Raw genomic sequence first — 10,844 nt, 5'->3', positions numbered from 1 at the left:
GGGGGGGGGGGGGCGGGGGGCCGGGGGGGGGGGGGGGGGGGGGGCGGGGCCCGGGGGGGGGGGGGGGGGGGGGGGCGGGGGGGATTCGGGTGGTCGGGTCGCCCTGGGCCGCGTTCAGCTGGGGCTGGGTGAGGAAGACGGCTTCGCGCAGGTCCGCGCCGCGGAGGTCGGTGTCGCGGAGGTCCGCGCCGATCAGGTCGGCCGTGCGGAGGTCGGCGCGGGTGAGGTCGGCGGCGATCAGGTAGGCGCCCCGGAGGTTCGCGCCGCGGAGGTCGGCTCCGGAGAGGCGGGCGCCCATCAGGTCGGCGCCGCGGTGGTTCTTCTTGCGGCCCGGGATCTTCGCCCGTACGAGTTCGCTGGCTTTCAGGAGCAGGGTGTTGATCTGTTGCCGGAGCGCGCCGACGTCCAGGTCGGCCAGGGCCTGCGCGTCGGCGCGGGTCCATTCCTCGGTCTCCGCCAGGGCTCGGCGCAGGTCTGGGTGGACCGGGGCGGCTGCCGGGAGGGTCAGGGCCTCGCTGACGTAGAAGAGCAGCTCGTGCAGTTGCCGCAGGACGGGGAAGACCTCGAACATCTGGCGGGCCGTGCCGGGGTGGGTGCGCCAGTCGCGGCCGCCGAAGGTGACCTGGGAGGCCTGCTGTCCCGCGCCGAAGCAGTCGAAGACGGTGCAGCCCTGGAAGCCCTTGTCGCGCAGCCCGGTGTGGATGCCGCAGCGGAAGTCCTGCCGGAGGTTGCCGCAGGGGGTACCGGCGGGCTTGTTCACGGCGAAGTCGTTGGACTTGGCGAAGGGCAGGGCCACGCAGCAGAGCGCGAAGCAGTTCGCGCAGTCGGCCTGCAGGACCGGCAGGGGGGCAGGGGCGGGGGCGGGGGCGGCGGGGTTACTCGGCACGTCGTCCATTGTCGCGCGTCGGGCTGGTGTCCTCGGATGTCCCGAATCCGGAGGCGCTTGATCCACGGGGCGATGGCGGTGAGCATCCCGGTATGACAGAAGTGATCGCAGTCGCCGTCATCACCCTCCTCGCCGTGATCAGTCCTGGCGCCGATTTCGCCATGGTGGTCCGTAACAGCTATCTCTACGGGCGTCCCACCGGGTTGTTCGCCGCGGCCGGTGTCGCGGCCGGTGTGCTGGTCCACGTCTCCTACACGATGCTCGGGGTGGGTCTGCTGATCGCCTCCTCCACCGCGCTGTTCACCGTGATCAAGCTGGCGGGTGCGGCCTATCTGGTGTGGATCGGGATACGTACCTTCCGGGCGCGGGCCGAACTGACCGTGGACCTGGAGTCGAAGCCCCAGCTGACCCGGCTGGGGGCGATGCGGTCGGGCTTCCTGACCAATGTGCTCAATCCGAAGACGACGCTGTTCGTGGTGTCGACCTTCACCCAGGTGGTGAACCCGCAGACGCCGGTGTGGCAGCAGGTGGGCTACGGGCTGTTCATGTCGGCGGCGCACCTGGGCTGGTTCGGGGCGGTGGCGCTGTTCTTCTCCGTCTCGCGGCTGCGCGACCGGATGCTGAAGGCGCAGAAGGCGCTGAACCGGGCCATCGGGTCGGTGCTGGTGGGGCTGGGGGTGGGGCTGGGGTTCGCCCGCTGAGCCGGGAGCAGGGTCTGGTGGCCGGGGTTACCTGTCGGTAGCGTGGCTGGTATGGGTGCTGCCGAGGGGTACGAGGGATTCTTCGAGAGGGTCGACGCCGGGCGGTTCCTGGCCACCGAGTACACGAGGGGGCCGTGGGACCCGGGGTCGCAGCACGCGGGGCCGCCGGCCGCGCTGCTCGGGCGGGCCGTCGAGGAGCGGCCGGGTGCGCGTACGGACATGCGGATCGCCCGGATCACGTACGAGATCCTGCGCCCGGTGCCGATCGGCGAGCTGGAGATCACCACCGGTGTGCTGCGGGCGGGGCGGGGGACCGAGGTGGTCGAGGCGGCCCTCGCGCCGGCGGGCGGTGCGCCCGTGATGCTGGCGCGGGCCCTGCGGATCAGGGTCGCGGAGGAAGCTGTGCCCGCGGTGGTTCCCGGGCCGCAGCTGCCGTCGCCCGGGGAGGTGGAGGTGACGCCGTTCTTCCCGGTGCCGTGGGAGACCGGTTACCACTCGGCCATGGAGACCCGGTTCACCGAGGGCGCCTTCGTCGAACTGGGGCCCGGCACCTGCTGGATGCGGATGAAGGTGCCGCTCGTCGCAGGGGAGGAGCCCAGGCCGCTGGACCGGGTGCTGATCGCCGCCGACTCGGGGAACGGGATCAGCTCGGTGATGGACTTCGGGCGGTACGTGTTCATCAACGGCGACCTGACCGTGCACCTGCACCGCCATCCGGTGGGCGAGTGGGCTTGCGTGGAGGCCCGTACGAGTGTGGACGCGGCCGGGATCGGGCTCGCGGACGCGCTGCTGCACGACGAGAAGGGGCCCATCGGGCGGAGTGCGCAGAGTCTGTTCGTGGCGCCGCGGTAGGTGCTGCCCGGACAACCCAACCCCCTTGTAGGGGGCGGGGCATGAGTGTGGCAGGCTCGTGCGGATGGAGGCCCTGAGAGACACTGACCCCGCGTATATCGGGGCGCAGGCACTGCTGGCCCGGCTCGGCGCCGGTGGCATGGGGCAGGTGTACCTCGGGCGGTCGCCGGGTGGCCGTCTGGTCGCCATCAAGGTGATCAAGGAAGAGATCACCGGGCATCCGGAGGCCCTCGCGCGGTTCCGCCGGGAGGCGGAGACGGTACGCGCGGTGCGCTCCGCGTACACGGCGAACCTGATCGACGCGTCGCTGGCGGCGCCGCCCTACTGGCTCGCGACCGAATACGTGGCCGGGCCCACCCTGAGCCATGCGGTGCGCGCGTACGGCGCCCTGCCCGCAGCCGCGTGCCGCAGGCTGTTCGCCGCACTGGCGGAGGGTCTGGCCAGCGTGCACGCGTACGGGGTCACGCACCGGGACCTCAAGCCGCCGAACGTGATCCTGGGTGTGCAGGGGCCGCAGCTCATCGACTTCGGCATCGCCAAGGGCGTGGCCGAGACGGCTCTGACGCAGGCCGGCACAGCCCCGGGCACTCCTGGCTACACGGCTCCCGAGGTGTTGCTGCGGGGCGAGGTGGCGGACGCCGCTGACGTTTTCGCGCTGGGCGCCACGATCGCCTACGCGGCGACGGGCCGGGCGCCGTACGGGACGGGGGAGCCGGTCGGCGTCAACTTCCGTGCGGTTCACGGTGAGATCGACGTCGAGGGCGTGGAGCCGGACCTGGCCGCGCTCATCAAGGCCTGCGTGGCGACGGAGCCGGGGGACCGGCCCGTCCTCACCGAGATCATCCGGCGTTGCGCGGTGGACTCGGCCTTGGTCGACGATCCGGTGTACGCGGCGCTGACGGCGACTGCGGGCGGGGCCGCACAGGTGCCGGGCCTGCCGTCCACGATCGGTCCCGGGCTGCCGGTCGCCTCGGGCTACGTGCCGACGTACGTCCCCGTCGCCCAGAGCCGGCAAGAGGTGCAGGGGCAGGCACAGGCACAGGCACAGGCACGGGGGCAGGGGCAGAGTCAGGTTCCGGACACCGGCCGGTGGCGTCTGCGTCGCTGGGCGCCGGCGGCCGTCAGCGGTCTGGTGGTGGGCGGCCTCGTCACGGGCGGGTACCTGTTCCTCCAGGGGAAGGACGGCAAGGACGGCAAGGCCCAGGGAGCGCCGCGGGCAGGCGGCACGCAAAGCGGCCCGACCACACCCGGTGGGCCTGCTTCGAGCCCTTCTGCTTCCTCCCGTGGCGACGCCGGCGGGCCGGGAGTCGTGCCCGACCACATCGAGCCGAACAAGGTGTCGCGGGACCTGTGGACCGCCGGCGGTCCGGGCGGCGGGGGCTGCAGCCTGCCCGCGGAGGAGCGGGCGGAGTTCCTGGTGGGCTCCGTCGTCGACGCCGACAACCCGAACGCGGAGACGATCACGGGCAAGGTCAAGATCCGTGTCTACCTGAAGCCGTACAACACGGAACAGGGCGCTTACGTCGTCTCCGTCGGGGTCAAGGCTCCGCACGAGATCGACGAGAGTACGCAGCGTCCGTACGAGTTCGTCAAGGACTACAACCACGGCATCGGCTACACCAGCAAGCCCGTCGATCTCAAGGACAAGGCCACCGGCGGGGAGGTGGAGCTCACGTATCCGGACGACTTCGCCACGCAGCTCGTGGACAACCAGGGGACCACGAAGAAGTTTCCGGCGATCCCGCTCACCAACGATCCCGGTGACTGGACCGTGCTGGTCTACCGGGTCAGGGGGGTCAAGGAATACAGCAGTGTCTATTGCACCGGCTTTCCGGTGAAATAGTGCCAGGTCTGGCCGGTGAATCCCCTGTCAGGTGACGTTCCATGAGGCAGTGTTGACGAGTGCGCAAGTTCTGGATGGCAAGCGGGCTCGGGATCGGTGTGTGCCTGACCTTCGTCGCGCTGCTGGTCGTCGGCACGTACTCGGCGGCGGCGGGGATGGCGAACAGTGGCAGGCAGGGTGCCGTCGGACTGGTCAAGGGGTCGGTTCCGGCGATCTATCAGCCGCTCGTGGAGAAGTGGGGAAACCTTTGCCCCGCCCTCAACCCGGCCCTGCTGGCAGCCCAGCTCTACACGGAGAGCGGCTGGAAGCCCGACGTGGTGAGCCACGCCGACGCGCGCGGCATCGCCCAGTTCATCCCCGGTACCTGGGCCACGTACGGCATCGACGGCGACGGTGACGGCGATCGTGACATCTGGGACCCCAAGGACGCCATTCCCTCGGCGGCCTCGTACGACTGCCAACTCGCCAAGGACGTCGCCCAAGTACCGGGGGATCGGTCCGACAATATGCTCGCCGCCTACAACGCCGGTCCTTATCGCGTGATCAAGGCCGGGGGCGTGCCTCCGATCAGCGAGACGCAGGGCTATGTGAAGTCCATCCGGGCCCTGGAGAAGAGCTTCGCACGGCCCGTCGGGCGGGTGGCGCCCTCGCAGCAGGCCGCCGGGGCGATCTACTTCGCGCAGAAGCAGCTCGGGACGCCGTATCTGTGGGGTGGCAACGGGACGCCCGATCAGGACGGGCGGTTCGACTGTTCCGGGTTGACCAAGGCCGCGTACGAGACGGTGGGGATCACGTTGCCGCGTGTGGCGAACGATCAGTACAACGCCGGGCCGCATCCTTCGCGCGATCAACTCCTGCCCGGTGACCTCGTCTTCTTCTCCGATGATCTGACGAATTCTCGGGAGATCCGGCACGTCGGTCTCTACGTGGGCGGCGGGTACATGATCAACGCCCCTTACACCGGCGCCGTGATCCGGTTCGACAAGATCGACACTCCCGACTACTTCGGCGCGACGCGTGTGACCAAGGACGGCGCGGAGGCCCTTCCGGAGCGGTCCGCCGCCGGTCGGACGGCATAGCAACTCTCCGTGAAGCAAAGGCCCTGAGCTGCGATGATGAGTCACTCTTCGATAACGTTGGAGTGATCATTCCGTGGAGAATGGAACGTAGGAGCCAGAACGGGCGTTCCATGGGCGGGGGGATTGATCAAGTGGGGGTGGAGGGGCGCACACAGGGGTGCGTTCCGCAGGGGAAACCACGGCAAGGGCAAGGGGCCGCATCACCATGGCTGGACTCACAACAGGTGGGCCGAACGTGGATGTCAGCCTGCTGTACGAGATCAACGGAGCGGCCCGGCATGCTCCGGCGTGGCTGGACCGGGCCGTGAGCCTGGCCGGGGAGTACGGGATCCTGCTGGCCCTGGTGTTCCTGGTGCTGTGGTGCTGGCGCGGTGCCCGCCGGCAGGACGAGGCCACCGCCGTCGAGTCCATCGCCGCGCTCGTCTGGGCCCCCCTGGCCGCCGGGCTGGCGCTGCTCGTGAATGTGCCGCTGCGTGAATTCGTCGGGCGGCAGCGGCCGTTCCGCCAGCACGAGGGCCTACACGTGCTCGATCCCGGCTTCGCCCGGGGACTCGGGCACACCGAGTTCTCCTTCGTCAGCGGCCACACGACCCTCGCGATGGCCCTGGGTGTAGGCCTGTTCGTGGCGAACCGGAAGTTCGGCCTCCTGGGGATCGGGCTGGCGTTCGCCGAGGGTCTGTGCCGGGTCTACATGGGCATCCACTACCCGACCGACGTCATCGGCGGGCTCGCGCTCGGCACCGCCGTGGTGCTCGTGCTCGCGCCGCTCGCGATGGCGGCGTTGACCCCGCTGGTGCGGGCGGTGGCCCGCTCCCGGTGCGGTGGCCGGCTCGTACGGGCCAAGCACCCCGCGCTACCGCGGCCGGTCGGCCTCCCGCAGGCACAGACCCCGCCCGCCCACGAGAGCGACCTCGCCGCCTGACACCGGTGGCGGGGCGGGGCAGCCGGGATCAGGTCTGCGCGTACGTGTTCCATACGGCGAGCAGCACGGCCGCGAGCAGGCACAGCACCGCGGCGCCGAAGCACACCCGCACCGCCTTCGGCCGGGAACGGCGTCTCAAGGATCACCGCCGTCGCAGTCGCGGCGGACCCGGGAGCGCAGCAACCAGCCGGTCGCCGCGGCCGCGGCCGCGGTGAGCCCGATGGCCAGGACGACGTCGGCCGGGCTGTCCGCCGAGCCCACGGGTGCGGCCCAGGCGGCGGCGGCCGGGGCGGCGGCGGCCGGGGCGGACACGATGAGCAGGGCCCGGAGGAAGACCGGGAGAAGGGTCGCGAGGCGGGCTGCGGAACCTGGCATGACTCAAGGGCATCCGCTGCGGCGCGGCCCGGCCAGCCGGGCCGTCCGAACGGGCTAGGTGTATTGCCCTGTGAGGTTGGGGACGCGGCGTCCGGTGCCGTGCCCGGCAAGGCGGAGGGGCTCCCGTGCACTTGACGTAGTCGGGCGCCCCGGCAACGCGGCCGGGCGCGGCGCCGGGCGTCGCGGGCCCGTGGACAGGGCCTACGCGACCGCGTGCCGGGCGGCGTCCTTGCGGGCCAGGTCGCGGGAGCGGCGGGCCGGACCGCGCCAGCCGCACGTACAGATCGCCAGGCAGAACGATCCGCGGTCGGCGGTGGATGTGGTGTGGCCGGCCGGCGGCTCCGGCTGTTCGTGGGGCCTCGGGAGCGGCAGGGAGGCGAGCGGAGGGACCAGGGTCGCTTCGGTGTGCGGTTCCACAGGTTCACGGTACCGGGGGCGGGCGGCGCGCGGGGAGGGTGCGCCCCCCGTGACGGGAAACCCCGGACCTCGTTAAGCGGAGCGGGTGGGGGCCTCGGGCAAGCAGCGGTCATGCGTTGGGGGTTGGCAGGCGATGGTGGATCACCAGCACAGGCGGCCACGCGGGCGTGCGGGTGAGGCGGTACTCGCCGCCGGCGTCACCCTGGCGGTCACGACGATGACCGGGTGCGCGGGCGACGCGAGCGACAGCAGGCCTCCGGCGGACGCGGCGGCGGTGGTCCGCGGGGCCGCCGACGTGCTGGCGAGGACCGGCAGTGCCCGGGCCCGTACGGCCATGGAGATGGCCACGGGCGGCACCCGGGTCACGATCCGCGGCGAGGGCGGGGTCGACTTCAAGAAGCGGGTGGGTCAGCTCCTTGTGATGCTGCCGGCCGATGTGAAGGGCAAGGCCGAGCACCGGCCCATCACCGAGCTGCTCGTGCCGGGCGCGCTCTACATGAAGAACCGGGGCGCGGGCGTCCCGGACGACAAGTGGGTCCGGGTCGACACGACGACTTTGAACGACGGGAACCTGGTCACGGGCGGGGCCACCGATCCGCTGGTCGCGGCCGAGCTGCTGCGGGGTGCGCAGGCGGTGACGTATGTGGGGGAGACCGAGGTGGCGGGCACCAAGGTGCGGCACTACCGGGGGACCACCGACATCGGGCGGGCCGCGGCGAGCGCGTTGCCGGAGGTGCGGGGGGCGCTGGCGGCGGCGGCGAAAGGGTTCAGCACGGACACGGTGCCGTTCGACGCCTACCTCGACGAGGAGGGCCGCCTGCGGAAGGTCAGGCACCGGTTCACGTACGTCAACAATGGCGTGATCGATGTGTCGTCGACCACGCTGCTGTACGGGTTCGGGACGCCGGTGACCGTCGTATTGCCCGCAAGCGGGGACATTTACGCCGGGAAGATCTCCGACCAGTGAGGCGGAGGGGGAGCGGGCGGCGCAATCGGGCCACGGCCAGGTATCCGGAAATGGTCCATCCGTGTCATGCGGGGGACGGCGCGGCCTCCCTACGCTGAGAAGCCGGGCGCCGGCGCGTGGTGCGGTGCGGTATGACCGATGACGGCCGGTGGCCGCCGGCAGATTGAGGTGACACGCGTGACTCCCGCAGGCGGTACGACGGTGCAGGACCACGTTGCTCTCGCCGAGATCGAGCTGTGTGGTGAGCTGATCATCGCCGCCTCGGCGGCCGCCGAGGAGCGGCTGAGCCTGGACCGTATCGACGAGGTCCTGCTCGGGCGGTAGACCGGTCGCCTCCCGGCGGGGCGTGTGCGGCGGGTGCGGCGGCCGTTTTACGGCTGACGCGCCGCTGCTGGGGCTCCGCCCCGGACACCGCGTCTCGAACGCCGGCGGGGCTGGAGGGTACGCCTCAGGTGCCGACAGGGCTGAGCGCGCCTCTCGAACGCCGGCCGGGCTGAAGCGCACACCTGGGACGCTGACGGGGTTGCAGGGTTCGCCTGGCGCCGACGGGCTGGAGGGTGTGCCTCAGGCGCCGCCGGCGGGCCGGGGCGGACGGGCGGGTCAGGTGCGCAGGAGGCGGGCGATGGCCTTGGTGGCCTCCTCGACCTTGGCGTCGATCTCGGTGCCGCCCTTGACGGCCGCGTCGGCGACGCAGTGCCGCAGGTGCTCCTCCAGCAGCTGGAGCGCGAAGGACTGCAGGGCCTTCGTGCTCGCCGAGACCTGGGTGAGTATGTCGATGCAGTAGACGTCCTCGTCGACGAGCCGCTGGAGGCCGCGGATCTGGCCCTCGATCCGGCGCAGCCGCTTGAGGTGCTCGTCCTTCTGGTGGTGATAGCCGTGGACGGCTCCGGAGCCCTCCGCCTCGATGGTCGTCATACGTCCTCCCGTGGTCCGGAACGAGGGGTGCATGCGAACGCATACCCCTCATGGGTATAAGATACCGGGCCTCGCCGCCCGGGCAGGGGTCCGTGGTCCTCACTCTGCCCGATGGAGGACACTGGGGAACGGCCGGTTAGCCGTGGCCGGGGGATGCGCCTAGCATCAGCCTGACCGAATCCAATGCACCCCGAGGACCTCACGTGCGATTTCGTCTGACCCCCAGGGAGACGAGCTTCTACGACATGTTCGCCGCATCCGCGGACAACATCGTCACGGGCTCCAAGCTCCTGATGGAACTGCTCGGAGCGGACTCCTCCGCCCGGGCCGAGATCGCGGAGCGGATGCGGGCAGCGGAACACGCGGGGGACGACGCGACCCACGCGATCTTCCACCAGCTGAACTCCTCCTTCATCACGCCGTTCGACCGCGAGGACATCTACAAGCTCGCCTCGTCGCTCGACGACATCATGGACTTCATGGAGGAGGCCGTCGACCTCGTCGTCCTCTACAACGTGGAGGAGCTCCCCAAGGGTGTCGAGCAGCAGATCGAGGTGCTGGCGCGGGCGGCCGAGCTGACCGCCGAAGCCATGCCGCACCTGCGGACGATGGAGAACCTGACCGAGTACTGGATCGAGGTCAACCGCCTGGAGAACCAGGCCGACCAGATCCACCGCAAGCTGCTCGCCCAGCTCTTCAACGGCAAGTACGACGCCATCGAGGTGCTGAAGCTCAAGCAGATCGTCGACGTGCTCGAAGAGGCGGCCGACGCGTTCGAGCACGTCGCGAACACGGTGGAGACCATCGCGGTCAAGGAGTCCTGAAACTCGTGGACACCTTCGCCCTGGTCGTGACCATCGGTGTCGCGCTCGGCTTTACGTATACGAACGGTTTCCACGACTCGGCGAACGCGATCGCGACCTCCGTCTCGACGCGGGCGCTGACCCCGCGCGCGGCGCTGGCGATGGCCGCCGTGATGAACCTCGCCGGTGCCTTCCTGGGCAGCGGGGTCGCCAAGACGGTCAGCGAGGGTCTGATCGAGACGCCCCAGGGCACCCGGGGCATGTGGATCCTGTTCTCGGCGCTCGTCGGCGCGATCGTCTGGAACCTGATCACCTGGTACTTCGGCCTGCCCTCGTCCTCGTCCCACGCGCTGTTCGGCGGCATGGTGGGCGCGGCGCTGGCCGGTGGCACAGGGGTCATCTGGAGCGGGGTGATCGACAAGGTCGTCATCCCGATGTTCGTCTCGCCCGTAGTCGGTCTGGCGGTCGGCTACCTGGTGATGGTGGGCATCCTGTGGATGTTCCGCCGGTCGAACCCGCACAAGGCGAAGCACGGCTTCCGTATCGCGCAGACGGTGTCGGCCGCGTCCATGGCGCTCGGCCACGGTCTGCAGGACGCGCAGAAGACGATGGGCATCGTCGTGATGGCCCTGGTCATCGCCGATGTGCAGGGCGCCGACGAGGCGATCCCGGTCTGGGTCAAGGTCGTGTGTGCCGTGATGCTGTCGCTGGGTACGTACGCGGGCGGCTGGCGCATCATGCGCACGCTCGGCCGCAAGATCATCGAGCTGGACCCGCCGCAGGGCTTCGCGGCCGAGACCACCGGTGCGTCGATCATGTTCGGCTCTGCGTTCCTCTTCCACGCGCCGATCTCCACCACCCACGTGATCACCTCGGCGATCATGGGTGTGGGTGCGACCAAGCGCGTGAACGCGGTCCGCTGGGGCGTCGCCAAGAACATCGTCCTGGGCTGGTTCATCACGATGCCGGCCGCGGCCCTGGTCGCCGCGCTGAGCTTCTGGGTCGTGAACCTCGCGTTCGTGTAGGACGCGGGAAGCACCGAGCGGGAACGAAAGCGGGCCGGCTCCCCCCACCCAGGGGGAGC

General features: G+C 70.6%; 13 protein-coding genes. 9 read left to right on the top strand and 4 right to left on the bottom strand.

Annotated features, from left to right (window positions below; all coding sequences use genetic code 11):
• On the bottom strand, nt 1–895 hold an 895-nt coding region (locus ACWGIU_RS17070), incomplete at its 3' end, for a pentapeptide repeat-containing protein (RefSeq protein WP_453706588.1).
• An 83-nt stretch (nt 896–978) separates the two neighbouring features.
• On the opposite strand from ACWGIU_RS17070, the gene ACWGIU_RS17065 reads away from it, so the two are divergent.
• The 5 genes from ACWGIU_RS17065 to ACWGIU_RS17045 all read left to right on the top strand — a co-directional run bounded on the left by ACWGIU_RS17065 (nt 979) and on the right by ACWGIU_RS17045 (nt 6,283).
• Nucleotides 979–1,587 (top strand): LysE family translocator, encoded by a 609-nt coding sequence (locus tag ACWGIU_RS17065; protein ID WP_451666027.1) that lies wholly within the window; start codon nt 979–981, stop codon nt 1,585–1,587.
• A 51-nt stretch (nt 1,588–1,638) separates the two neighbouring features.
• Nucleotides 1,639–2,439 carry a thioesterase family protein gene (locus ACWGIU_RS17060; RefSeq protein ID WP_453706586.1) on the top strand — a complete coding sequence of 267 codons (801 nt, stop codon included), beginning with the start codon at nt 1,639–1,641 and terminating at the stop codon, nt 2,437–2,439.
• Between the two features lie 64 nt (nt 2,440–2,503).
• A complete protein-coding gene (locus ACWGIU_RS17055) occupies nt 2,504–4,282 on the top strand; it encodes a serine/threonine-protein kinase (RefSeq protein WP_453706584.1) in 1,779 nt (592 codons plus the stop codon).
• Nucleotides 4,283–4,356: 74 nt separating this feature from the next.
• Complete coding sequence (locus tag ACWGIU_RS17050; RefSeq protein WP_453706590.1) at nt 4,357–5,361, top strand: C40 family peptidase; 1,005 nt, start codon at nt 4,357–4,359, stop codon at nt 5,359–5,361.
• A gap of 205 nt (nt 5,362–5,566) precedes the next feature.
• The gene (locus ACWGIU_RS17045; protein ID WP_453706582.1) at nt 5,567–6,283 is read left to right on the top strand and encodes a phosphatase PAP2 family protein; all 717 of its coding nucleotides are present in this window, start codon (nt 5,567–5,569) and stop codon (nt 6,281–6,283) included.
• A gap of 135 nt (nt 6,284–6,418) precedes the next feature.
• On the opposite strand, the gene ACWGIU_RS17040 is transcribed toward ACWGIU_RS17045, so the two are convergent.
• The gene (locus ACWGIU_RS17040) at nt 6,419–6,658 is read right to left on the bottom strand and encodes a hypothetical protein (RefSeq protein ID WP_453706580.1); all 240 of its coding nucleotides are present in this window, start codon (nt 6,656–6,658) and stop codon (nt 6,419–6,421) included.
• A 201-nt stretch (nt 6,659–6,859) separates the two neighbouring features.
• Nucleotides 6,860–7,075 carry a hypothetical protein gene (locus ACWGIU_RS17035; RefSeq protein WP_453706578.1) on the bottom strand — a complete coding sequence of 72 codons (216 nt, stop codon included), beginning with the start codon at nt 7,073–7,075 and terminating at the stop codon, nt 6,860–6,862.
• A 133-nt stretch (nt 7,076–7,208) separates the two neighbouring features.
• On the opposite strand from ACWGIU_RS17035, the gene ACWGIU_RS17030 reads away from it, so the two are divergent.
• Together ACWGIU_RS17030 and ACWGIU_RS17025 are read left to right on the top strand one after the other, a co-directional pair.
• Nucleotides 7,209–8,042 (top strand): hypothetical protein, encoded by an 834-nt coding sequence (locus ACWGIU_RS17030; RefSeq protein ID WP_453706576.1) that lies wholly within the window; start codon nt 7,209–7,211, stop codon nt 8,040–8,042.
• Between the two features lie 138 nt (nt 8,043–8,180).
• Nucleotides 8,181–8,366, top strand: coding sequence for a hypothetical protein (locus ACWGIU_RS17025; RefSeq protein ID WP_453706574.1), 186 nt, complete (start codon nt 8,181–8,183; stop codon nt 8,364–8,366).
• Nucleotides 8,367–8,642: 276 nt separating this feature from the next.
• Here the strand turns inward: ACWGIU_RS17025 and ACWGIU_RS17020 are convergent, their stop codons facing one another.
• Nucleotides 8,643–8,957 (bottom strand): metal-sensitive transcriptional regulator, encoded by a 315-nt coding sequence (locus ACWGIU_RS17020; protein ID WP_030009310.1) that lies wholly within the window; start codon nt 8,955–8,957, stop codon nt 8,643–8,645.
• A 203-nt stretch (nt 8,958–9,160) separates the two neighbouring features.
• On the opposite strand from ACWGIU_RS17020, the gene ACWGIU_RS17015 reads away from it, so the two are divergent.
• Both ACWGIU_RS17015 and ACWGIU_RS17010 read left to right on the top strand, forming a co-directional pair.
• Nucleotides 9,161–9,781, top strand: coding sequence for a DUF47 domain-containing protein (locus ACWGIU_RS17015; protein WP_453706573.1), 621 nt, complete (start codon nt 9,161–9,163; stop codon nt 9,779–9,781).
• Between the two features lie 5 nt (nt 9,782–9,786).
• The gene (locus ACWGIU_RS17010; protein WP_453706571.1) at nt 9,787–10,785 is read left to right on the top strand and encodes an anion permease; all 999 of its coding nucleotides are present in this window, start codon (nt 9,787–9,789) and stop codon (nt 10,783–10,785) included.
• Nucleotides 10,786–10,844: the final 59 nt, after the last annotated feature.

Source organism: Streptomyces sp. NPDC054840 (assembly GCF_053611065.1).
The sequence above is the reverse complement of the archived record's forward strand: the minus strand, read 5'-3'. Positions and strand labels throughout refer to the sequence as shown.